This window comes from Leptospira biflexa serovar Patoc strain 'Patoc 1 (Paris)' (assembly GCF_000017685.1).
Classification (GTDB): Bacteria; Spirochaetota; Leptospiria; order Leptospirales; family Leptospiraceae; genus Leptospira_A; species Leptospira_A biflexa.
This window is the reverse complement of the sequence record NC_010602.1, coordinates 3,313,897-3,335,918: the sequence shown is the minus strand read 5'-3', so window position 1 is coordinate 3,335,918 and position 22,022 is coordinate 3,313,897. Positions and strand designations below refer to the sequence as shown.

General features: G+C 38.9%; 25 protein-coding genes. 15 read left to right on the top strand and 10 right to left on the bottom strand.

The window, feature by feature from the left end; genetic code table 11:
* Positions 1–19 precede the first annotated feature (19 nt).
* Together LEPBI_RS15780 and LEPBI_RS15775 are read right to left on the bottom strand one after the other, a co-directional pair.
* Positions 20–394: a hypothetical protein gene (locus LEPBI_RS15780; RefSeq protein WP_012390143.1), complete on the bottom strand. Its 375-nt coding sequence runs from the start codon at positions 392–394 to the stop codon at positions 20–22.
* The gene (locus LEPBI_RS15775; protein ID WP_012476437.1) at positions 391–1,563 is read right to left on the bottom strand and encodes a PADRE domain-containing protein; all 1,173 of its coding nucleotides are present in this window, start codon (positions 1,561–1,563) and stop codon (positions 391–393) included. Before LEPBI_RS15775 ends, LEPBI_RS15780 begins: the two co-directional genes overlap by 4 nt.
* Positions 1,564–1,575: 12 nt before the next feature.
* On the opposite strand from LEPBI_RS15775, the gene LEPBI_RS15770 reads away from it, so the two are divergent.
* Positions 1,576–2,307, top strand: coding sequence for a hypothetical protein (locus LEPBI_RS15770; protein WP_012390141.1), 732 nt, complete (start codon positions 1,576–1,578; stop codon positions 2,305–2,307).
* Positions 2,304–2,969: a leucyl/phenylalanyl-tRNA--protein transferase gene (gene aat, locus LEPBI_RS15765; protein WP_012390140.1), complete on the top strand. Its 666-nt coding sequence runs from the start codon at positions 2,304–2,306 to the stop codon at positions 2,967–2,969. Before LEPBI_RS15770 ends, aat begins: the two co-directional genes overlap by 4 nt.
* Here the strand turns inward: aat and LEPBI_RS15760 are convergent.
* Both LEPBI_RS15760 and LEPBI_RS15755 read right to left on the bottom strand, forming a co-directional pair.
* On the bottom strand, positions 2,947–3,537 hold the full coding sequence (locus tag LEPBI_RS15760; protein ID WP_012390139.1) for a hypothetical protein: 591 nt from the start codon (positions 3,535–3,537) through the stop codon (positions 2,947–2,949). The genes aat and LEPBI_RS15760 overlap by 23 nt on opposite strands.
* A gap of 1 nt (position 3,538) precedes the next feature.
* A complete protein-coding gene (locus LEPBI_RS15755) occupies positions 3,539–3,874 on the bottom strand; it encodes an Mpo1-like protein (RefSeq protein ID WP_012390138.1) in 336 nt (111 codons plus the stop codon).
* Positions 3,875–4,088: 214 nt separating this feature from the next.
* On the opposite strand from LEPBI_RS15755, the gene LEPBI_RS15750 reads away from it, so the two are divergent.
* On the top strand, positions 4,089–4,376 hold the full coding sequence (locus LEPBI_RS15750; protein ID WP_012390137.1) for an LIC10235 family protein: 288 nt from the start codon (positions 4,089–4,091) through the stop codon (positions 4,374–4,376).
* A gap of 1 nt (position 4,377) precedes the next feature.
* Here LEPBI_RS15750 and LEPBI_RS15745 read toward each other — a convergent pair whose 3' ends face one another.
* Positions 4,378–4,557 carry a DUF1289 domain-containing protein gene (locus LEPBI_RS15745; protein ID WP_012390136.1) on the bottom strand — a complete coding sequence of 60 codons (180 nt, stop codon included), beginning with the start codon at positions 4,555–4,557 and terminating at the stop codon, positions 4,378–4,380.
* 86 nt (positions 4,558–4,643) lie between these two features.
* Here LEPBI_RS15745 and flgN point away from each other — a divergent pair, with 86 nt between their 5' ends.
* The 7 genes from flgN (at position 4,644) to LEPBI_RS15710 (ending at position 10,247) form a co-directional block, all read left to right on the top strand.
* The gene (flgN, locus tag LEPBI_RS15740; RefSeq protein WP_012390135.1) at positions 4,644–5,156 is read left to right on the top strand and encodes a flagellar export chaperone FlgN; all 513 of its coding nucleotides are present in this window, start codon (positions 4,644–4,646) and stop codon (positions 5,154–5,156) included.
* A gap of 9 nt (positions 5,157–5,165) precedes the next feature.
* On the top strand, positions 5,166–7,079 hold the full coding sequence (flgK, locus tag LEPBI_RS15735; RefSeq protein WP_012390134.1) for a flagellar hook-associated protein FlgK: 1,914 nt from the start codon (positions 5,166–5,168) through the stop codon (positions 7,077–7,079).
* A gap of 5 nt (positions 7,080–7,084) precedes the next feature.
* Positions 7,085–8,350 carry a flagellar hook-associated protein 3 gene (locus LEPBI_RS15730; protein ID WP_226992948.1) on the top strand — a complete coding sequence of 422 codons (1,266 nt, stop codon included), beginning with the start codon at positions 7,085–7,087 and terminating at the stop codon, positions 8,348–8,350.
* A 52-nt stretch (positions 8,351–8,402) separates the two neighbouring features.
* Complete coding sequence (gene fliW / locus LEPBI_RS15725; protein WP_012476436.1) at positions 8,403–8,864, top strand: flagellar assembly protein FliW; 462 nt, start codon at positions 8,403–8,405, stop codon at positions 8,862–8,864.
* 3 nt (positions 8,865–8,867) lie between these two features.
* The gene (gene csrA / locus LEPBI_RS15720; protein ID WP_012390131.1) at positions 8,868–9,107 is read left to right on the top strand and encodes a carbon storage regulator CsrA; all 240 of its coding nucleotides are present in this window, start codon (positions 8,868–8,870) and stop codon (positions 9,105–9,107) included.
* Between the two features lie 61 nt (positions 9,108–9,168).
* Positions 9,169–9,843 carry a lysophospholipid acyltransferase family protein gene (locus LEPBI_RS15715; RefSeq protein WP_012390130.1) on the top strand — a complete coding sequence of 225 codons (675 nt, stop codon included), beginning with the start codon at positions 9,169–9,171 and terminating at the stop codon, positions 9,841–9,843.
* On the top strand, positions 9,840–10,247 hold the full coding sequence (locus LEPBI_RS15710) for an OsmC family protein (protein WP_012390129.1): 408 nt from the start codon (positions 9,840–9,842) through the stop codon (positions 10,245–10,247). Before LEPBI_RS15715 ends, LEPBI_RS15710 begins: the two co-directional genes overlap by 4 nt.
* Here LEPBI_RS15710 and LEPBI_RS15705 read toward each other — a convergent pair.
* The 3 genes from LEPBI_RS15705 to LEPBI_RS15695 are packed head-to-tail and all read right to left on the bottom strand — an operon-like array spanning position 10,244 to position 14,229.
* A complete protein-coding gene (locus LEPBI_RS15705) occupies positions 10,244–11,071 on the bottom strand; it encodes a metallophosphoesterase (protein ID WP_012390128.1) in 828 nt (275 codons plus the stop codon). The two genes, LEPBI_RS15710 and LEPBI_RS15705, sit on opposite strands and share 4 nt — an antisense overlap.
* Positions 11,072–11,082: 11 nt before the next feature.
* A complete protein-coding gene (locus tag LEPBI_RS15700) occupies positions 11,083–13,317 on the bottom strand; it encodes an alpha-glucosidase (protein ID WP_012390127.1) in 2,235 nt (744 codons plus the stop codon).
* 60 nt (positions 13,318–13,377) lie between these two features.
* Complete coding sequence (locus LEPBI_RS15695; protein WP_012390126.1) at positions 13,378–14,229, bottom strand: sulfurtransferase; 852 nt, start codon at positions 14,227–14,229, stop codon at positions 13,378–13,380.
* Positions 14,230–14,401: 172 nt separating this feature from the next.
* Between LEPBI_RS15695 and LEPBI_RS15690 the strand changes: the two genes are divergently transcribed.
* From LEPBI_RS15690 to LEPBI_RS15670, 5 genes are all read left to right on the top strand, one after another.
* Positions 14,402–15,277, top strand: coding sequence for an LIC11113 family protein (locus LEPBI_RS15690; RefSeq protein WP_012390125.1), 876 nt, complete (start codon positions 14,402–14,404; stop codon positions 15,275–15,277).
* Entirely contained in the window at positions 15,270–16,727 is a 1,458-nt protein-coding gene (locus tag LEPBI_RS15685) for a S1C family serine protease (RefSeq protein WP_012390124.1), read from the top strand. Before LEPBI_RS15690 ends, LEPBI_RS15685 begins: the two co-directional genes overlap by 8 nt.
* The gene (locus tag LEPBI_RS15680; RefSeq protein WP_012390123.1) at positions 16,714–18,078 is read left to right on the top strand and encodes a PDZ domain-containing protein; all 1,365 of its coding nucleotides are present in this window, start codon (positions 16,714–16,716) and stop codon (positions 18,076–18,078) included. Before LEPBI_RS15685 ends, LEPBI_RS15680 begins: the two co-directional genes overlap by 14 nt.
* Before the next feature lie 62 nt (positions 18,079–18,140).
* Entirely contained in the window at positions 18,141–19,031 is an 891-nt protein-coding gene (locus tag LEPBI_RS15675; protein ID WP_012390122.1) for an ATP-binding protein, read from the top strand.
* Positions 19,032–19,084: 53 nt separating this feature from the next.
* On the top strand, positions 19,085–19,711 hold the full coding sequence (locus LEPBI_RS15670; protein ID WP_012390121.1) for a hypothetical protein: 627 nt from the start codon (positions 19,085–19,087) through the stop codon (positions 19,709–19,711).
* Here the strand turns inward: LEPBI_RS15670 and LEPBI_RS15665 are convergent.
* Positions 19,689–20,966, bottom strand: a complete 1,278-nt coding sequence (locus LEPBI_RS15665) for an oligosaccharide flippase family protein (protein ID WP_012390120.1) — start codon at positions 20,964–20,966, stop codon at positions 19,689–19,691. The genes LEPBI_RS15670 and LEPBI_RS15665 overlap by 23 nt on opposite strands.
* A 3-nt stretch (positions 20,967–20,969) precedes the next feature.
* Positions 20,970–21,977, bottom strand: coding sequence for a phosphatase PAP2 family protein (locus tag LEPBI_RS15660; RefSeq protein ID WP_012390119.1), 1,008 nt, complete (start codon positions 21,975–21,977; stop codon positions 20,970–20,972).
* Positions 21,978–22,022 lie beyond the last annotated feature (45 nt).

Sequence of the window (22,022 nt, the reverse complement as noted above, 5' to 3'; positions counted from 1 at the left end):
CATTTCCGTTTTGTCTCTGTTACCTGTGTAGTTTGTAAAAGGTCAAGAGACCGAGTCCAATTGCGAATGGGATTAACCCTCCTAACACCGCCATAGAACGACCTAAGACGAGTATAAATACAAACGATAAGGCAAATCCAGTGAATGTCAACAAAAGACCCACGAAAAAAGAATACAATCTGATGTCAAAACTCCAGGGTTTGTATTGGCCTGATTGGATGAGAGCCATTTTCTGTTTGTGCCACCATTGAAACAAAAAAAACAAAAGTGTGGTACCGAAGATGATACCAATATGAGGGACTAAGTACAATGCCAATCGGTAGGGATCGGAGCCACCTTGGTTTTGGATTTCGGTTAAAAGTGTGATGATGGTTTCATACTGCTCTGGCGTCATGAAACTGCTTCTCCAATTAAATTTGATGCGTAAGAACTAAGGAGGGACATCCCTTCCGATTTGTCACATTGAAAAATTTGTAAACCGATATTGGTTGTGTCATTCTCCCCTTTTTTTAGACTTCTTAAACTTCCAAAAAAAGTATAAGGAGAAGAATTGATTTTGAGTTGGAACGAAACAGGAGATCCAATCGGTCTTAGGTCGATGTTAGTTCCCTTTGGTAATGTGATTCCTATCCCACGTCCATCCTGGCTAATGTCTCTAACGGGTGTTGTGCGAATAATTGTTTCCCAATCTTTTGCATATGCAAATTCAAGTTGAAAAACAAATTCTTCTGCTTTTTGATCCAAAAAAGATAATAAAGGTCCGATCCCTTCCGGGCCTTCGATGTCCGATTGTAAGGATGAATTTCCCAAATCAGGTAAATTGCTTAAAATTTCAAAGTATCCTAAGAGTACTTTTCCATTCGAGAAAAATGGGAAGATCAATGTCGATTTTGTATTATTGAGTAAAAGGGAATCTAAGTAGGATCGAACATACATTTCACTTAGTTTTTTGGGACTATAAAACCCTCGATCTGTGTAAAAAATTCTGCGATTCGCATCACGCACGTAATATGGGGCTTTGGAAGTTGCAAGGGCTTCCATGAGTTGTGTGTCGGCCGCATAATAAAAACCGATTTGTATTTTTTTGATAAAGTATCCAAAATTAGTGAGGACTTGTTCCAAGTGTACTTGCCATTGGTTTAATGCTTGGTTGATGATGGATGTTTTTCCATAGATGGATATGACAGTTCCTAGGTCGGCCGTTTGGGCCATTTGGAGTTCGTACGCTGAGATATCTTCAATTGCTGCCCGTTTGGCGGATCGTTCCAATGGTTCGATTAAAATTTCATAGACTTGCATCAAATCGTCTTGGTAGGGGTTTACGGGTTTGACACGAAGTTCGACACGGTTTTCTTTTAAGACGCAGACCAAAGATTTGGGTTTTGAGACCATCGGCTCCGCGGCAGTTATGGTGATGTGGACCGATTTTAAGATGTCATTGACAGCAACAGGATTGTTCAGTGTAAACTTTTGTTTGGTGTCTTGGTCTTGTAGGACAGTTGTTGTGAGTTTGGAAACAATGCCTAAAAGTGTCCTTTGGTCGGTCAGTCTGTATTTTTTCATGGTCTAAGGAATATGATACGTAAAATTCTATTTTTCGCCATAGTTTTTCCATCCTTTTTGCCACTCCTAGCAGAAAAACCCAAGTACCAATATTTTGGGAAGGCCTACGATCTCAACACAGGAAAATACGTTTATTCCGATAACCATAAAGAATATTATAATAATGGAAAACACACACATTCAGAAATCCAATACAAAGATGCGAACGGAAAAGTATTTGGATCCAAACACATAGAATTTGATCAAAATTCCGAAGTTCCTACCTTCAAAACGGTGGACGAAAGGGATGGTTATACGGAAGGAGCGGACGTAAAAGGAAGGACAGTTCGATTATTTTATAAACGAAAAAAGGAAGACCCACTTTCGGAAAAAACCTACAACCCGAAAACTCCAGCCGTCATGGACGGTGGGTTTGATTATTTTGTGAGGAACCATTGGGACGAATTGTCTCGGGGTGAAAGACTATCCTTTCATTTCATCGCACCAGTTCAGTTAGATGACTATAAGTTTGCGGTTTTAAAAATCAAGGATGGGGAATGGAAAGGAAGACAGGCACTCTACCTCCGTTTGGAGATCGACAATTTTGTTTTGAAACAAGTGGTAAAACCCTTCCTTTTGGTCTACGATGTACAAACACGAAGGATATTACAATTTGATGGCCTATCCAATATCAATGATGAGAATGGGAAAAGTTTAAAAGTAAAAATCGTTTACGATTATCCGAAGGAAGTTTTGGAACCTTGACAAAGAGGAGTTTTGAGCAATTTTTTAAAAACCCTCGGTTGTGGAGAGAGGATTTAGTCGCAGTTGGGGGAGATTTTTCCGTTGATCGTTTGTTATACGCATACACCCACGGAATTTTCCCCTGGTCAGAAGATCCGATTCGTTGGTATTCTTTAGACCCACGTGCCATTTTTGATATCAATCGAGTTCATTTTTCAAAAACAGTTTTAAGAAAGGTCCGACAAAAAAAATTCCGAATTACGTTCAACGAAGCCTTTGCCATTGTCATGCAAGCCTGCGCTTACCGTGAAAAGGACAATACCTGGATCACTCCTGGTTTTATCGATGGGTATTTAGAGCTCCACAAACAAGGTTGGGCTCACTCCGTAGAAGTTTGGAATTCTGAGAATATCTTAGTGGGTGGTGTTTACGGAGTGGCCATCGGGAAATTTTTTGCAGGGGAAAGTATGTTTTCCTTTGAGTCGGATGCGGGGAAAATTGCTCTGTATCATTTGTTCGCACGACTACGAGAATCCAACTTTGTTTTATTTGACACCCAACAACTCAATCATGTGACCTGGCAATTGGGTGCCTATGAAATTCCCAAATTATCGTATTTGGACCGATTGGAACGAGCCGTCGTAGATATTGTCCCTTGGGTCATTCCACCTTCACACGACTGATCTCATCCAATTCGACCTTCCAAAGCGATTGAATTTCTTCCGTAACAGACACCCATTCTTTATCACCTAACTTCGGTGCCTTGTAAGGATCAAAATTGGGATGGTTCTCAAAAAATTTCACAAGTTCCAATTGGTTCATAGTCGTTCGGAAAATTTCCGCTTCTTGGATTTCCGTTTCAGGATTGTTTTCACCTTGGATGAAAAACGGTTTGGAGAGGCTCAGTGACAATCGATGGAAATGGTGAAGGTTCAAAACATATCCAATGCGTAGCAGTACAAGACTTTGGTATTCGGTGAGAACCTTTCGGTATTCGGAAGGATCATTAAAAGTCAGTGCACTATTACTTCCATAAGTGATATGAACTTCGTTCTGATTGTCCTGATCGAGGCCTGTTTCCAGATGTTTGAATTCGGTCCCTAGGATTTTTGGTAAGATCTTTTCTGAAAAGGCAACGAGGGAATCTTTGTTTTGATCTCGAAGGGAAGTGATTTCCTCTTTAGTGATCTCGCTTGGGCGACAAGCAGAGAACAAAACAAGAGTTATGATCAAATTGAGAACTAGATTCATCTTAATTTTGTTTTGACTTAATTTTGGCAAATTCGGCATCAATGCGACCCGTTAACATTTTAAAGTACATGATCCAATCCGAAATCAACGAATAAAACGGGTATGTAAAGGTGGCAGGTCGATTCTTTTCGACAAAAAAATGTCCGATCCATGCAAAGAAATACCCACTAACAAGCGCCAAACCTAAGATGTACAACTTCGTTGTTGCGATAAATCCTAGAATACAACCGAGTGCAAGGCTTGATCCAATAAAATGTAACGCTCGGTTAAACGGGTGGCTATGTTCTTCTAAATAGAATGGGAAAAAATCTTTGAGTGTTTTGTACTTCTTTTCCATAATTTGGTCCTTTCACTAAACCTTAGTCGATCTTTTCACTTTGCCAACTCAAAAATCTTTCTAAATATTAGAGTTTGTCCCTAGATTTCGAATCTATATTCGGGAATTCAGATATGATTTTAAAATAGAGTTGCGCGTTAGTGGGTACAAACTAATGTGCATTAACATTTAGAATCTAACAGAGAGTTAAATTTAGCAAAAAGTAGGAGAATGTATGAAACCTAAATCGATTAAACCGGATGAGTTGAACAAGATTTTTTCCGAATTAAAAAAAGGAGAAGAGTCTGCCATCGGAAGTTATTTGGTAAAAGGAGTTCGTCTTCAAATCAGTAAATACAATTTATCAGGTGCCGAGCGAGTTCAATTGTTATACAAAAGAAGAAGGGCACAAGGATTGTGTATCGTATGCGGAAAAAAAGTCACAAAGAAAAATCCATCTACAGATCAACTCTATAGACTCTGTGAAGAACACCGCAATAAAATTGATAAAGGTACTAAATAACCTATTGATTGGTAGAGTTTCCCGCTTTTCGTTGCGGGAGCTCCCGCCAAACTGCTTCCTTCTCCTCGTCGGTCATCCTTGACCAATTCCCAATTTCCTCGATGGTTCGGTAACATCCGGCACAAAGTCCAGAATCTGGGTCCATCATACAGACTTTAATACACGGCGATTTTTGCGACATAGACCTGAAAATAGTAAATTTTTATAAATTTTCCTAAGCTAGTTTGGGAATCCGTCGATCCTTCCCATAAGGGAAAAGGAATTCGCATGTTGGATTGGGTTGAATCACTTAGAAGTTTATTTACTACAGAAATAGACTGTTACAAGCGCCTTTTGGATTTGGAAGGCAAAAAAAGAGCGGCCATCCACGGTGCGGACGGCAAAGCACTCGAGTCCCTTGTCAAAGATAGTTACCATATTATGGTCGAAGCCTCAGAGCTTGAGCGCATTCGTATGAAAACCATCGAAGATGTTTATGAAAAAGAAAAGTTTCAGAAAGACGAATCTTCCATAACACTCACTCATTTTTTAAACCATATGGATCGTGAGTCCAATTTTAAACTCAAAACCTTTGCATTGGAATTGAAGAAAGTAGTGGCAGACCTAAAGGATGCCATCATCACCAATGAAAAACTGTTAAAAACCAGAAAAGAATTTTTGCAAGCAACAGTTGACTCACTGCAAGAGTTATCTCGTGAGAAGGTGTACACTTCGCACAAACAACCAACAAGGCGTGGGCAGAGCCAAAAAGGCGCGATCATTTTGAACGCGACTGCCTAGGAGAATCGTATGGGATCAACATTCCAAGGTATAGAAATCGGGAAACGAGGACTTTCGGTCCACCAACAAGCGATCCAAACCACAGGTCATAATATTTCCAACGCGGATAACAAACATTATGCGCGCCAACGAGTTGTCATGAATAGTATGGATCCAATTTATGATCCAGCGTTTAACCGGGCAGAGGTGCCTGGCCAAATTGGACAAGGTGTCAAAATCTCTGAAATCGAAAGGGTTCGAGATAATTTTATCGATGACCGTATCATCGATTCCTCTTCTCTCAAAGAGTATTGGGGCAAAAAAAATGATTATTTGTACCAAGTAGAAACTGTTTTTAACGAACCTACTGGAACGACACTCAGGTCCATGATGGATCAGTTTTGGTCTTCATGGGAAGACCTTTCCAATTACCCAGAAGAAACAGCCCACCGTGCCGTTGTACAGGAAAAAGCAGAAGCACTTGGTTCACGGATGGAAGATGTGTATAGAAAACTTTCCCTCCTCCGCGACCAATCCAATCGGGAAATTGAAGCGAAAGTCAATCATCTCAATACAGTTTCTGAAAATATCAAATCACTCAATGAAAAAATTACCAAGTCACAAGCATTAGGTGACAATCCAAATGACCTTTTGGATAGAAGAGATGAACTATTGCAAGAACTGGCAGGTATGGCGGACATTACCATCGGCCGTAGTGATGATGATGAACTCATGGTTTTTATTGGCCAACAGATCCTCATCCAAGGACAAAAGGTTCACAAAATTGATTTGGTTGGGAATCCAAATAACGATGGGCTTTTGGATCTGAAGTGGTCAGGGACAGGTGACACTGTTCTCCTACGTCAGGGAAGTATCCAAGCTTTGTATGAAATCAGAGATCGGATCCTTGTCGAAAAAATTAATGCAGTCGATGCTCTCGCCATCAATGCAATGGATGTCATCAATGAAATCCACAAGGATGGATTTGGTTTAAATGGCAAAACCAATGTGAATTTCTTTGAACAAAGAGCTCTTGCGACAAACACCTTTGGAGAAATTGATACTGACGGGGATGGACTGAACGACAAAACAGCAGTGTTTCGAGTGACAGGTCGCACCTCCCTTGATCCCGATCGCCCGATTGGAATCTCGGGCACCATGCGTTTTCTCAAAGCAAGTCCTGGTGGAGAAACAGAAATACTCGTACCGTATTCCAAAGATGATACCTTAAATGCCGTTATCAAACGAATCAATCGATCGGAAACTGGTGTTGTCGCTTACATGTCGCATGACAATCAGTTGGCGCTAAAATCGACAACAAATCCAAACGATAAAAAAGAAAACTTTATGATCCGTCACTTAGAGGATTCTGGAGAACTTCTTGTGGGACTCACTGGCATTCTAACAGCCTCTGGTGTGTCTGGATCTTTTGATTACCGTAAAATTGGTGAAATAAATAAATTCCAAGCGAATGCCCAAGACATCACACTCACACCAATGTACCACCCATCTTCTTTTTTTAAGATGTCAGAAGATGTAAGGAATAACCCAGCAAACATTGCCGCTGGTCGCGGTAAGGATGTGAACGGGTCTGGTGATTACAATTCACCAAACGGTCAAAAAGATGGATCCAATGCTCTCCTAATCGCAGCAGCACTACGTGAAAAACCAGTGATGTTTGATTATTCGAAAACAACGGATGATTTTTACAACTCACTCATCTCAAGGCTTGGAACAGAAGCACGCGAAGCCAAACAAGAGTATACCACCCAAAATGAACTTATGGTGGAACTCGAAAACATGCGCCAATCCGTGATGGGTGTGAATTTAGATGAGGAGATGGCCAATATGGTGCAGTTCCAACAATCCTATAATGCATCCGCTCGTATGATTTCAACGCTGAATGAAATGTTAGATACCATCATCAATAGGTTAGGTGTATAATCATGATCAGAATCACTAACATGATGCAAAACAATTCCTTGGTGCGGAACCTAAACCGTCACCAAGTGGCGATGGATGAAACCCAAACACAGCTGGGGACAGGATTAAAAATCCGAAAACCATCGGATGATCCTGGTGCGGCCACAAACCAAATGTACTTTCGTTCCCGCCTGAACGAACTTTCCCAATACGAAGAAAACATTGGGGATGGCTACCAAAGATTACAACAGGTAGATGGTGTTCTCGATAAAATGGGCGAAATTTTCCAACGAGTCCGTGTGTTAACCGTACAGGCGGGAAATGGTATCTACCAAGGGGATAAAGGTTTTGAACTTGAAGTTGCCATCGGAAAAGAGATCGACCAACATTTAAGAGCCATCGTCGACCTTGCAAACGCCCGTGATGCGACAGGACAACCATTGTTTGGTGGTCATGTGATCGAAAGGCCTCCTTTTGAGCCGATCGAATCAAAAATCAAAGGACTCCAAGGTTTAGAACTCAAAAACCAATACGTCGGTGTAGAATACCGCGGGGATATCGGGGAACAACTCCGTGAGATTGAAAAAGGGGAATACATCCCCATCACCATTCCTGGAAACAAAGTATTTTGGGGAACAAACGTGAGTGTGACTTCCAAAGTGGATAACTCTGCTTTCCAAGCCACTTCCGACCAAAAGTTCAAAATTGATGGAGTGGAAATCCATATCTCTGTCGGAGATACCATTGATGATGTGATTGATAAAATCAACAATGCTCCATTAGAAGTGAAAGCAAGTAAACTGGCCCAAGATAATATTTCGATCTCATCCACAGCACCACACCAAATTTGGTTAGAAGATGTGGATGGTGGAACTGTGTTACGTGACATCGGACTCATTGAACCGAGTGCCAGTGAACCACCTAACAATTTTTCCAAATCTGCAACAGTCACTGGACTTTCAGTTTTTGATGTTCTTATCCAACTTCGAAATGACCTCATTCAAAAAGACCAAGAAAGAATTGGTGGTCGTGATTTAGGAGATTTGGATTTAGCATTGGAAAACATTTTACGCCATCGTGCCACCATTGGTGCACGAATGAATCGGTTGGAACAACATGAAGAAAGAGTTTCCTACGATAAAATGTATATGACAGAGTTACTTGCAAAAAATGAAGGGATCGATTTTCCAGAAACCATCATGAATATGAAGTGGTTAGAAACGATTCATAGTTATGCGCTTAATGTTGGATCCAAAATCATCAAACCAACATTGATGGATTTTCTCAGGTAATTAGGACAGAATGACAGGCACATTAGAAAGATTAGAAACAACAGGAACTAGAATGTCGGTAACGATTCATACAAAACCTTTCGGAACCATCCAAGTGGATTCAAAACAAATTCTAAAATTCCCGCAAGGGTTACTAGGATTTGAAGAATTTGATGAATATGCACTGATTGAAGAAAGTGCAGAAAGTCCATTTAAGTGGTTACAATCAACTAAAGAATCGGGTCTTGCCTTCATTGTGATCCAACCCGAACTATTTATGAATCAGTATAAACCAGCAATCAGTGATGAAGAATTACATGATATTGGTTTAACAAGTTGGAAAGACGGAATTATTTTTTTGATCGTTACAATTCCTCATGACAATCCCAAAGGAATGACCGCCAATTTACAAGGGCCCATCATTCTCAATGGAAAAGAGGGAAAAGGCAAACAATGTATTTCCCGAGATGAAAACCACTCAATTCGAAAAAACATCATTGAGTCAATGGAAGAAATGTCTTCCGAAAAGGTATAGCTCGTGTTAGTTTTAGCGAGGAGAAGTAACCAATCCATTATGATTGGCGATGATATTGAAATTGTCATCGTTGATATCAAAGGGGATCAAGTAAAGATTGGTGTCAAAGCTCCTAAAAATGTTTCTGTCCATCGTGCAGAAGTATACAAAGAAATCCAAGAAGAGAACAAAAAAGCAGCTGGTACGAATATTAAACCGGAAGATTTAGGCAAGTTAGGAGACCTGTTTAAGAAAAAAACTTAACTTGATCTTTCTTTCCTCTCAGAATTCTCTGGAGACAAACTCCAGGGAGTAAATTCATCTTTTGAAACGAAAAATACTTGTATGGCTATTACCTTTAATCGTTGTTTGGTTCCAGCGATTGATTGGACTCACATCACGTTTCCACATCCTCAAAAACGAACAATACGAAGAATTATTTAAAAATAAAAAACCATATATTTATTCGATCTGGCATACGAATGTTTTGTATTCTCCCTACTTACATCGAAACAAAAATGTCGCGGTTTTAATTTCTGAATCAAAGGACGGAGATTATATCAACGAAGTTGTCCATCGATTTGGAAATACAAGTGTTCGTGGCAGTAGCTCTAAAGGTGGGTCCAAAGCCCTAAAGTCAGTCATCCAACATTTGAAAAAAGGACTGCCCGCTGCTTTCACACCTGATGGTCCAAGAGGACCTGCTTTCATAGTCCAACCAGGGATCATCGCTGCAGCCCAAGTCACACAAGTTCCCATCGTTCCGTTTCATTATGAATGTAGTAAACAATGGATTTTAGAAAGAGCATGGGACAAACATAGAGTTCCCAAACCTTTTACCACGTTTGTAGTCTCTTACGGAGAACCTATCTTGGTTCCAAGGGAATTAAACGAAGTAGAATTCGAAAAAATGAGATTGAAAGTCGAAGAAGCCATGTTACAAAATCGAGACCGGGCCATACAAGTAGCAGAAAAAATCCGAAATGGAGAATTCAAATGACAGCAGTATTTGAAGACAAAGTCATCGTCACCACAGAGAAATCGAAATACGAAACCAAAATCAGAAAAGGCAAACACCAATGGATTGCCGATGAACCAGCCGATAAAGAAGGAACCGATTTGGGTCCTATGCCAACAGAATTACTTGCGTCTTCCTTAGGTGCTTGTACTTCGATTACCATTCGGATGTATGCAGACAGAAAAGGGTATGCCTTGGATTCGGTTACTGTTCAAGTAACAATCGATAAACGATCACCAGAAGATCATAAATTTATACGGGAAGTGGAGCTAAAAGGGAATTTAAAACCAGAAGAAAGGGAAAGATTACATTCAGTTGCCAATGCTTGCCCCGTTCATAAAATCCTTTCTGGTAAGATAGAAATTGAAACTGTGTTAATCAATTAAACCCACATGGGGATGACGGTCGCAGACCCTCCTGCCCATTCTATCTTTGTGTGGAAGTGTTTTCCTTCTCTAATCCTTGGAACTTTGGCCCCATTCACATAAAACGTTCCCCCAGTGTATTCGTGGGTTTCACGTTCTTTCTTTTTGCTGATCGAATGGTGCATATGGCCTGATAAAACAAGTGGCACTTTTTTTCCAATGGACTTGGCATATTGAATGGCTTCTGTTAAATCAATGTCCCCCCAATCCCCACCTTCTTTTTTAAATTCCGCACCATATAGGGAATTTTTTGCGCTACCTAGCCCAAAAGGCCCGTTATGCGAAAGAAAGATGAGGTTTTTTTCTTTGGTTCCATCGATCAGTCGTTTGTACTTTTCAATAGAGGTTTCCATGTTCGTGACAAGGAAGGTCTTTTTCATGTGAGGTGAAAAGCTGAGCCCTCCACCCATGGCATGAGGTCGACCAACGATAAGGGATACATCCATTTCTTGAGACAAAATAACGGAACTGTAACCGAGGATTGTGATGGGTTTCACTCTGTTGGAAAGTTTTCGTAATCTTCTGTCCTGTCCCCAATGACCAGTATGGATGAGAACCTTTGACTGCAAAACCTCGCCTATGACAGAAGAAAGACTTGTCCCATCCCAATTGCCAGGGATCATATACGCTCGTTTGGTGAGTCCCTGGAAAGATACCTTTCCAAGTTTTGGGTTGCCGCGTAAGTCCCCAGTGAAGAATAAAAAATCGTAATCGGACTCGTTAAAATATTCGATGTCCTCTTTGTTCCAATACCCATGGATATCACCTATCAATGCAAATTTCATTTGGTGTTTCCTTACTGTTTGTTCCGAATGCTTTCGAGAGATGACCGAATCAACATTTCAGACTTTCCACCCACTCGGATGAAGGCTGGTGGTTTGCCTATGGGAGCGGAAACTTGGATTTTCCGATTCCCTTCGAAATTGGTTCCTGTCCAAATATGAGACCACTTCCCACGTGGGAGATACACTTCCTGAACAATTTCGTTGGATTCTACAACGGGTGCGACGAGTAGGTCATCTCCGAGAAAGAATTGGTATTTGTATTGGAGTAAAATTTTGTCTTCTGGTTCCACTATGGCATTGTGCCTTACAACGGGGAGTCCTGTTTTAGAAGCTTCCTCCACCAAACTTTGGATATATGGTTTTAAGGCAAAATGGATCCTTGCGATTTTGGCAAAGAGTTGCACGGTATCTTCGTCACCAAGAGATTTTGTACCATCAGGTTTTGTGTAGGTATACACTTGCCAGTTTTTAAGAGGACGATTTCCCTCGTGTGTTCGAAACACTGGTGTGAAGGCAGAGACTTCTGCCCAACGGAGTAATACTTCCTTTGTTCTATGGTAGTTTTTTAAGGGATTGGAAATGGTAGTGTATCCACCAATGTCGCTATGATTTAACGCATAACCACTGATACCCGATGTTGTGAGTCCAACGATAGAGGAAGGTAGTCCATCATTCGTTCCAAAACTGACCATTTGGTCTCCTTCCCAAAACAATGTGGAATGAGCATTGGAATAACTGTATCCCGCTCTTGTGAAAAAAACAATTTTTCCTTCCATTCCTGACTCTTTGATGGCTTCCCGGTTGATCCGTGCCCAGTCGACTGGGTAACGATTGTGGTAAATCTTTGCATCCACTCCGGAATGGAGTTTGGCATCATAGGGCAACCATTCTCCAAAGTCAGCCATCCAACCGGATAAACCCATTCCGATTAAATTCTTTTTGATGAGATCCTTTGTCCATTTGACTGCGGCAGGGTTTGTGAGGTCGATGAGGTAAGCAGGAAAACCGACAGTTTGGATGAGATAATCTTCTCCCTTTTCATTTTTGACAAGGTATCCTTTGGATTTTGCTTCTGTGAGGAGTGGGTTTGTAAAATCATCACCTGGTTTTTTAGGATCGGTATCGGCTAAAAAGGAATTGATATAACCTAACACCTGTACATTCTCATCATTCATTGATTTCACGAATTTTTTAAAATCCGGGTAAAGGGTTTCGTCTGCATACCAACGCCATTTGAGTTGGTCCCCGAAATTTGTGACACGTCTACCACACCAATCTTGGATCCAAAGAGCGGTGACTGGGTTACCGGCAGCTTTCGCTTGTTTGACGATGGTTGTTACTTTTTCAGTTCCCCCTTGGATTCCTAGCCAAGTTCCATAAGCCCAGTCAGGTAATTTTGGAAAACGACCTGTTTTTTTTGTATAAGTTTCAATCAGAGATTTGGCTGAACTTGCTAACCAAATGGTACCTGTGACCGATTTTTCTGATTGGAAATCCCAAAATTCTACTTTTGTTTTTCGTGCATCACTGAAATCAAACTTCGCATAACCACTGTTTTCAAAAAATACGGATCGATTTTCAGAACTGATGTAGTGGGGGATAGGAGCATACGTTGTATACGCGTTTCCACCAGCGCCTGCAAGTAAATTGGCGCCTGCTGTGATGGGTTGGTCACCCCGACCGATCCCTTGTTCTTCTGTGAAAAAAAATGGTTTTTTCCCTTTGAATTCATCGTAAGTGAATTGTTCCCCGAGGCCAAAAATTTTTTCTTCCGGATGAGATGCATAAACGAGATGGATGCGATTCAGTGTTTCATCTGAGACAGTAATTTTAAATTCAAGTTCCGTATCTGATTTTGTGAGAAACAATACTTGGTAATTGGTCACACAATTTTTTCCGGAAAGTTTCCCTTGGATTGTGATTTTGCCCGTTTCTTTTTTGATGGAATCTACTGTTTGTTCGGAACAAGTCCGTTTGGTCGATTCTTCGAACTTAAAGGAAGCCATTCTGTATTTGGAAATTGTATTTACTTCTGAGACTGTGAGGAATGGTTCGTTTAATGAAAGTTCAATGAAGTTTCGGTCAAAGGATGTGTTTTTGAGAATGAGTTTGTTTGGTGTTTGGATCCATTGGATTTGTTTGGAGACTTGGTAGGTTTCTTCCGTGATGGGAATCGGAGTGAGAACATGCGAAGCACATTCTAAGAAAAAAAATAGTGAACAAAGGGATAAAAAACGAAAAACCATCGGATCCTCCAAGAGCGAGAGCTTAGTGAACCGATGGTCAAAGGATTCGTAAATCTTTTTTTAGACTTTCTTGCGATCGACCCCGCCGACTCTTGGAGCTGCGGCAGCTGCCCCTTGTTTGGCACCGAATACTGCAACAGCTTGTTTGGGAAGGTTAGACTTTCTCCATTCAAACCAGGAACCTTGGTAGGTTGTCACATCTATGTATCCTGCTTCTCGTAACATCAGTGCAAGTAAACAAGATCTGGCACCATTATAATCATAAATGACAGTGGGTCTTTCTGGCATGAAGGGAAAACCATTCAGGCGTTTTTTGAACAAGGAACGTTCAATGAGATTGGCTTCACCGTCGTATAAATTCCTCCAATCCCAAAGGAAAGCACCAGGCAATCGACCACAGAGTGTCCCTTCTTCTGGGGCTGTGAGTCGTGGCAAACGACCTTCATATTCGTCCATTGTCCTTGCATCGAAGATTTGGAGTTTGGTAAGATTACGTTCCATAAAGGCTTTGTCGACAACACCTTCAATGGGTTTCGCCTTGTCTGCAATAGGAGGTTCGATCTTTAACTCCCCTTTTGCTTTTTTGCCCGTTGCAGGCCATTTTTGCCCGAGAACATAAGCCTCTTTGATTCCCATTCCTCGGAGTAAGTAGACCATCCGAGTGGAAAACATCCCCATTCCTTCGTCAAAAACGATGATCCGAGCCTTTTTTGATTTTTGAAACTCTTGGACCACGGCGGCCATCGGGCCATATAATTTCTTTTGGGATTCTGCGTCCGAGCCGAATGCTTTTTTGATAAATGGATAGTAGTAAGCACCTTCTAACGTTTCTTCTTCATATGCTGATTGGGAACGACAATCGATGAGGAAGTCACCAGGTTCTATTTCGGTTTTAAGAAAGTTCCAGTTCAAAAAAGTATTCTCCTATTTCTTACATTACTTTTCCCCCCCTCGAATTTTTGAAAGTCTGAAAACCAAAAAAAAAAATCCTCTCAGGTCTGGGACATAATGAGATAAGAAATCAATTGTTCAAGAGTTGATTCTAAGGGGTGCAGAATCCGATACTTAAGATAGTCGGTAATCCATGAATTGGCATGTTTCAATAAACTTAGGTGTGATTTTATATATATTTTCGTTGGCCCATCTATTTGCTGACAAAATTCCATTGGATCAGTCATTACTTTCCTTAAAAGAAGAGATCGGCAAATGGAAAGAAGGGAAATTGCCGTCAGAACTCCAACGAAAAATTCGAAAAAAATCTCTTTATCCATTGGAAGATGGCAATTGCAGACTAGAACTTGCCTCAAAACTTTCTTCGGTTACCTATTACCGTCTCAGTTGCCAAGAAAGTGAGGAACCAAGTTTCATTGAATTTTTATCACAGAAAAAAAATAAAATCGGACAAGGTGAATTTCGCTTAAAGGCTGTTCAACGGATTGGGAAAAAACAATTTTTAGAAATAGAAACAGGACTTCATTTTTCAAATACACACACGGGATACGAACCCAAAAATAATTTGGATGATACGGAATTAGATTACCCTCAAAAAAAACAAAAACGATCGGGTGATGAGAAATATGTTCGACCAACGAGTTACAAACCCATTCAGAATCCCAATTTATTTTATTTCCAGTCGATTGCACAGAATCCAAAACGAAGGAAAGAAGTCCCTTCCGATTTAGAAGTTTTTTTTGATACCTCTTGTCCATTGGAGTATTTGGAAAAAGACCAAAGTTTTTATTGGGACCAAACGGTTTCTTATGTTTTTCGCATAACTTGTGTAAAAGATTCTGTATATCGTTTGATACGAGTTCCAGCTTCGGCTAGTGGTGAATTGATGGTTTCCAATACCATTTGGAGAGACCCCAAAGTTGGGGAACGAGTTTTAGGAAAAGCTCTCCTTAAAAAAATTTCAGAAACTCAAATCATTTGGGAGAAAGTCATTTTGTATTATGAATAAGATTATAATCGTTTGTTTTACCATCCTAATTTGGAGTCATTCCGCTTTTTCACAAACGGAATCAGAGCCAGCTGTGGATTCTATTTTTCGCTCAGTGGTTCTCATCCGGAATGAAGGTTTTAACACAGAAAATAAAACCCAACCTTGGATGAAAAAAAATCTCTACACTGGATTTGGATCAGGACTCGTTTTGCCAAACCAAACGATTTTGACCAATGCACATGTCGTTCGAGATGCAAAACGGATTTTGGTAAGAAGTAGTTTTACAAAAAAGGAATACTTAGCTGATGTTAAATTCATAGGATATGATTGTGATTTAGCATTATTACAAGTGAATGATCCTGATTTTGCAGAACAAACTACTTCATTAACCTTATTAGAAGGAATTCCAAACTTAGGTTCTGATGTACTATTACTTGGTTTTCCGAACGGAAATGATAGTTTATCAGTAGAAAAAGGATCCATCCTTCGCTTCGAAAAAAATCGATACACCTATTCCGGGTTAGATTATCGTAATGTATTAAAAATATCTGCCAACATCCAACCTGGGAATTCAGGTGGGCCAGCTGTTCAAAATGGAAAAGTGGTAGGTCTTGTGTTTCAAATCAGCACTTTGGAACAGGGAATTGCTTATCTCATTTCGAATGATATCATTCGTCATTTTTTGGAAGATATAAATGATGGAAAGTATGATGGCTTCCCAAACATAGGATTCACCTTTCAGAACGGAAATCCAAAAAGTTTAAAACAAGCAATGAAAGTTCCGGCTTCGGAAACTGGAATTTTTGTGAATCGTATTTATCCTTCTTCCACATTCTCGAAAGTGCTGAAGGAAAAAGATTTTGTAACAGCATTTGACGGAATCCCTATCTCCAACGATGGGGAGTTAAAATTGTCCAATAAAAAAGAATTCATTATCGATTGGATTGAAGACAAACAATTGAATTCAAAAGTAACGATTAGTTTTTATCGAGCCGGTAAACAAAACCAGGCCGAAGTAAACTTACAAAAAAATTACGCTCTAGAATTATATCGCGATGCAACCGAAGACTATTTTTTACAAGCAGGGTTTGTGTTCCAACCAATCACCAGATCTTTTTTCCATTCAGAGGATGGTGATTTAGATAGTTCGTTACAATACCACTATAGTTATTTCATTCAAGATCTACTTTATCGGTATACCACTAGAGACATTGTTCTTAGTTATGCATTTAGCGATCCTGAAACTTCCAAATATAAAAAATACAAATACAAAGTAGTAGAATCTATCAATGGGAAAGTGCCAAAAGATTTGAATGAATTTAAGTCGATTTGGAAAGAGAATAAACGTGGAATGATCGTCCTAAAATTTCGTGGAATGGACTTACCGATTGTACTGCGCCCCGAATCCATTTACCAAATGAACCAAAGAGTCAAAAAAAGATATGGTGCTAATTATGAAGAACTATAAGTCGTTTGTATTACTTTTTTTATTCGTTTTTACTGCATCAAATCTTATTGCAGAAGAATTCGAAGACAAACGAGTCATTGAGTCTCGAGTCACCTTTCAAAAAACGAGCCACCAAAATCCATGGCTCGTAGGAGAACCATTCTCTCGTAAAATAAACATCATCCATTTAGGAAAAGGGCTTTTTTTTGGTGTCACTCTATCAAAACAAAATCCTGTGTATGCTGAATTTGAATCTTTTGATTATTCGGTACCAAAATTAAGTATCAAAGCTTATGATGAAGAAACGGGATTTTTGCTCCTTGAAGCATCTGGAATGCAAAAACTTCCAAAACCAGTTGGATTAGATGTAAAACTCACCAACCAACAATGTCCATCTGGCAAAACGAGATACGTTTATTTACCCTTTTCAAAAACTCCAATCAAGGCATATATCTTAGAACAAAAAAAGCCTGAAGGAGCCGATTTTTTCTTCAAGAATCAACTGTTATGCGGAATTACTATTTCTGATTTTTTAATCCCTACAGAATATGTAGAATTGTTTTTAAGATCTGGTGGTAAATCCTTTCCTCATCCTGGTTTTTTATTTGATGTCAACTTAACTCCCTCTGAAAAGGAATTTTATTCAAAGTCTTTTCCAAATCCTCTTCTTGTGACTGAAGTGATTCCAGGAGTTGGTCCAGCTTATAATTTATTCCCTGGTGATTTGGTTACAACGATCAATTCCATTCCACTTTCTAAAGTAGATGAATGGGATCGGGCTGATAAAATTTTTGACTTGGTTTTACGAAAGTCCGATGGGCGTTTGCGAGAATTAGGTGAAACAGTCAAACTGAGTCTGCATCGTAATTTTCAAAATACAAATGTATCATATGATTTACGATCTTATGATTCGAATCATTTTTTGATTCCAGAAGAAGCCAAAAATCGTAGGCCATTGTATCTAATTGTTGGTGGGTTTTTCTTTACGGAACTTTCCAGTGCGTATTTAAAAGAATTTGGTTCAGAATACCGGGTGAAGTCTGAAAAAAAACTGGTTTATCTTTCCGATTATTACCAAAAGAAAGTCCATCCAGTTCGTGAAAAAATTGTCATTCTCAGCCGTGTTTTTCCCCTAGAAGGAAACCTAGGATACCAGGACTTCCAAGATTTGGTTTTGGAAAAGGTAAATGGAACTCGCATTAGTTCCTTAGGCCAATTGAAAAACCTCCTACAGTCCGAAGAGACCACTTACTATGCGTTTGAATTGTCAGGAGGTAAAATCGCTTTTTTCACAAAAAAAGAGATTTTAGATCTCCAACAAGAACTGCAAACAACATATAAATTAGGTCGTTCTTACAACCTGGAAGACTAATTTTCAAAAATAGATTTACAATTGTTATAGTTTAGGCATTCTATTTTCCTAAGCCATTTTTTATGAAAATCCTTTTTGTAGACGACGAAGAAACAATCCGAGAATTGTTTTGGGAATACTTCAAAGACGAATTTAATGTCACACTTGCCTCCGATGGGATGGAGGCACTTGCTATTTCTAATCAAAATACTTTTGATCTTATCATTTCAGATATCAGCTTACCAAAATTAAATGGAATCCAATTCATCCAAAAATTAAGAGCAGATGGAAATCAAACACCATTTCTCGTCATCACTGGTGATAGTGATATTCAAATTGCTATTGATGTATTTCGAATGGGGGCCGTGGACTTTTTCCTAAAACCCTTTCGGATGGAAGCTCTCCGATCGCGAATCAAAAAATTTGAAAATGCTGATATTGACCTCACTTTACTTTATAATAGTGGAGAGATCACACAATTTAGTGGTGATTGTAAAATTAAATTAAAACCTCAAATCAAAAAATTAACTTCTTATATTGCTTTTTTAACCAAACAAATTTTAAATTCACCGCATGCTTCGACTGAAGATTTGATTTCGATCAAAATTGTATTGTATGAACTTTTGGCGAATGCTATTGAACATGGTGTCGCTGGAGTGAGTTATGCGGAAAAACAAGAATGTTTAGAATCTAATTTAGATTATTTTAAGTTTGTGGACGAAAGGTGTGCGGACACCAATTCTTCTGTTTTTGTAGAGTTACTAATGGACGATGTCGGAGTGACAGTTGTGATTCGAGATGAAGGGAATGGATTTGCTGTCAGTAGTATTCCCAATCCAATCGAAAATCCAAGTGCCAATTTGGTCAGTGGACGTGGGATTTTTTTAGCCAAGATGAATATTGATTCTATTGTTTATAATGAAAAGGGCAATGAGGTACGTTTTTTCAAAACTTGGAATCGAATTGTACATTGAAGTTTAGAAAAAAAGAAAGAATCAAGATACAAACTTTTCCGATACTATAAAAGATGAAGAAAATACTCCTGAAATATCGACATGGATTTCTTCTCATTTTCCCATTACTCCTTGTTGTATTTTCTTTTCGAGAAGCTGACACTCGATTTTCCTATGATCTTAGTCGATTTTTTGAAAAAACTGACCACAGTAAGGAAGAAACAGTCATCGTTTCTTATTTAAATCAGAATCAAACTTCCAATTTAAGTCATAGACGCAAAAAAGAACTCGCACGAGCGATCGTTAGATTTTCTCAAAAATTACAATTGCCAGATGGAACGATGTTAGGTGAGTATCCGCCGATCCCTTCTTTATTTTTATTAGCTTGGGCTAAAACAAGAACGGATTTACAACCGACTCAGGCAAAGGGTTACGGAATTCTTGCTTTATCCGAAATTTTCGTGAGAGAATTTGAATTATCTTTTGGTGTGAAAATCAATCGAGATTATGACATTCAAATTGATTCCATACAATTTAAGTTGGTTTTATTAAAATTAAAAGAATATTTGGCTGAAGGAAAAACTGCCAAGGAAGCCTATCAAAAGTTATATGGGACAAATCTAAGTCCAAATGAGTGGGAAAAACTGATAATAAATTACCAAAAGATTTATGAATATGTTATTTCCGAAAGTAAGCCATAAAGTATCCGGTCAATAGTAACCAAGATACGATTTGACCTAAAAACAAAGAAACTGCGGCGCCGTTTGCCCCAAAATCTGGAATGATCCAATAATCAAAAAGAGCTCCAAATACGAGTCTGAGTAAAGCAAGTCCCGCTAGTAATCTTGGTAATCCCAAAGCAAACAAAGCTGTACCTAATGGAGCAAATACCAATTGTAAAAGAAAATTTGGATAAAGAATTTTAAAAACTGAAATCGAATTGGTATATTTTGTTCCGAATAACAAAGTCAAGATGGGTTCAGCAAGTAAAATGCCTGGTGCCAAACAAAGAGCGATCATCCCACCTAAAAAAACAGATTTTTTAAGAACTGTTGGGAATTCTTCCGTTTCCGCAAGCCTTGCTAATTTTGGATAAATGATTGAATTGAATGTGGCGAGGATAATGATAAATCCGCTAAACAGTTGCAAGGCGGTTCCATAATCTGCTACAATTTCTGGTGGATGGAATTGGTTTAAAAAGAAAATTTCCATCCGATCCGATAAAATGGCAAAAATGGAGGCAGCAAATGCCCACAAATTAAAAAGGAGAAGTTTCTTTTCATTGAGATGGATTTCTTTTGCTTCGGCTGAAAATGAAATTTCCTCTTTCCCGAAGAATAAAAAAAATAAGAATAAAACAAAAATGGGAGCAATACAAAAAATTGCTAAAATATCCATGTAAGTCAATGGATGTGAATTTGTTTCTGAAAAATAAATGAGAAGTAATAAACGAACTACATTGGGAAGAGGATTCCAAAGAGATAATGATTTATACTTTCTGTATGATACGAATAAACTTTCAAAATACGAGATAAAAGAAATGATGATTCCACCAAATAACAAAAGTAATAAGACTAAATAGTTTTCATCACTTGTGATATAAGCGATCAATGTAACAAAAGATAAAAATAAAAAAGAGTAAAATTTAATTCGGAGAGAAGCGTTTAAGATGGCACCTGGATTTTCTTTTTTCTCTGCCATTGGAGAGATGTATTTTATAAGTGCATTGGGCAATCCAAATTCGGCAACAGCAAGGACAACTGGTAGGAATCCAAGGAAGTATTGGAGTTTTCCGTTTTCAACTTTGCTCAGCAAATTGACGGAATAAATCATAAATACAAGGTTTGTAACAGCAGAAATCGCTTTAGAGCTACTGACAAAGAAAGAGTTTTTTAATACTCCTTCTTTTTTGAGTTCTGCCTTTAATATTTGAAAGATTTTTTTGATTTTTTGCATGAACTAGTTTTGCAAAAACTTTCCTTTTTGTATCTTTTGTAAAACTAGTGGAACGATACAAACTAAGGCAAATCCTACTACTAAATAACGAATATAACGCAAAAACAAATCGTCTTTCCAAATGGATTTTTTAATGAAGATTCCTGGCAGAACATAAAACATAAAAATCACAATTCCAAGTACCACAAGTCTGACAAAAAAGGTTTTCCAAAATGTCCAAAAGGATTCGGAACCAAATTGGAAATTCATTTCCGGCATTCTCCATTGAAAGAATTCCTTACCACTGAGTCTTGGATAAAATAAAATTCCAAGCCAAAACCCACCTAATGCGCCACTTGCCATTAAAACACCCGACAAACTATGGTGGTGTTCTTCTGAAAGAAATGGGGAATCTAAAGTGATTGGAAGGAGTGTCACTACAATTCCGAGTAATCCCAAAGTTCGGTATTGATTGGTGAAAATAAAAGGTTCTTCTTTTTTTGCATAAAATTTGTTCAACAATAGCATAACAATGATGAGGTGTAAAACTCCCAAACCAAAACCCATCGTCACATCTCCTAAATAATGAACCTTGAGATACATTCTGGAAAGTGGCATGAACAGAATGATGAGAATAGAAAGTACACGGAACCATAATTTAGGAATTCGATAAGCTAACAGACCCCATACGACAACTGCCGAATAAACATGTCCAGAAGGCAAACCAAATGCTTTTTCATCAAAGGCTTCCGGGTAGGGAAACGGTCTTGGACTTTCAAAGTAAAATTTGCATAAAGAGACGGCAATTCCTGAAGTCAATAGTCCCAAAGAAAGTTCAAATGCCAGTTTGGGTCGGTAATAAATGTACACAAAAGAAATGAGTCCCAGGAAAAAACTACTCCCACCTAGGTAATGGCAGATCGTAGAAATCACAAAAAAGAATCCTCCAAGGGATGGGTCCAGGAAGTGGAGGGAATCGAGAGGGATTTGGGAGAACCAAAGGGAGGTCTCGGCTAAAAAGAGTTCTTTCATAGGAATTTCCATCTAAGATGAAAATCGAACTTGATTTCATAAAGT

Bases quoted from the DNA above. Each gene is read 5' to 3' on its own strand.
- LEPBI_RS15780 (WP_012390143.1), bottom strand. From the start codon at position 394: ATGACGCCAGAGCAGTATGAAACCATCATCACACTTTTAACCGAAATC.
- LEPBI_RS15775 (WP_012476437.1), bottom strand. From the start codon at position 1,563: ATGAAAAAATACAGACTGACCGACCAAAGGACACTTTTAGGCATTGTT.
- LEPBI_RS15770 (WP_012390141.1), top strand. From the start codon at position 1,576: ATGATACGTAAAATTCTATTTTTCGCCATAGTTTTTCCATCCTTTTTG.
- LEPBI_RS15760 (WP_012390139.1), bottom strand. From the start codon at position 3,537: ATGAATCTAGTTCTCAATTTGATCATAACTCTTGTTTTGTTCTCTGCT.
- LEPBI_RS15755 (WP_012390138.1), bottom strand. From the start codon at position 3,874: ATGGAAAAGAAGTACAAAACACTCAAAGATTTTTTCCCATTCTATTTA.
- LEPBI_RS15750 (WP_012390137.1), top strand. From the start codon at position 4,089: ATGAAACCTAAATCGATTAAACCGGATGAGTTGAACAAGATTTTTTCC.
- LEPBI_RS15745 (WP_012390136.1), bottom strand. From the start codon at position 4,557: ATGTCGCAAAAATCGCCGTGTATTAAAGTCTGTATGATGGACCCAGAT.
- flgN (WP_012390135.1), top strand. From the start codon at position 4,644: ATGTTGGATTGGGTTGAATCACTTAGAAGTTTATTTACTACAGAAATA.
- flgK (WP_012390134.1), top strand. From the start codon at position 5,166: ATGGGATCAACATTCCAAGGTATAGAAATCGGGAAACGAGGACTTTCG.
- fliW (WP_012476436.1), top strand. From the start codon at position 8,403: ATGTCGGTAACGATTCATACAAAACCTTTCGGAACCATCCAAGTGGAT.
- LEPBI_RS15710 (WP_012390129.1), top strand. From the start codon at position 9,840: ATGACAGCAGTATTTGAAGACAAAGTCATCGTCACCACAGAGAAATCG.
- LEPBI_RS15705 (WP_012390128.1), bottom strand. From the start codon at position 11,071: ATGAAATTTGCATTGATAGGTGATATCCATGGGTATTGGAACAAAGAG.
- LEPBI_RS15700 (WP_012390127.1), bottom strand. From the start codon at position 13,317: ATGGTTTTTCGTTTTTTATCCCTTTGTTCACTATTTTTTTTCTTAGAA.
- LEPBI_RS15690 (WP_012390125.1), top strand. From the start codon at position 14,402: ATGAATTGGCATGTTTCAATAAACTTAGGTGTGATTTTATATATATTT.
- LEPBI_RS15685 (WP_012390124.1), top strand. From the start codon at position 15,270: ATGAATAAGATTATAATCGTTTGTTTTACCATCCTAATTTGGAGTCAT.
- LEPBI_RS15680 (WP_012390123.1), top strand. From the start codon at position 16,714: ATGAAGAACTATAAGTCGTTTGTATTACTTTTTTTATTCGTTTTTACT.
- LEPBI_RS15675 (WP_012390122.1), top strand. From the start codon at position 18,141: ATGAAAATCCTTTTTGTAGACGACGAAGAAACAATCCGAGAATTGTTT.
- LEPBI_RS15670 (WP_012390121.1), top strand. From the start codon at position 19,085: ATGAAGAAAATACTCCTGAAATATCGACATGGATTTCTTCTCATTTTC.
- LEPBI_RS15665 (WP_012390120.1), bottom strand. From the start codon at position 20,966: ATGCAAAAAATCAAAAAAATCTTTCAAATATTAAAGGCAGAACTCAAA.
- LEPBI_RS15660 (WP_012390119.1), bottom strand. From the start codon at position 21,977: ATGAAAGAACTCTTTTTAGCCGAGACCTCCCTTTGGTTCTCCCAAATC.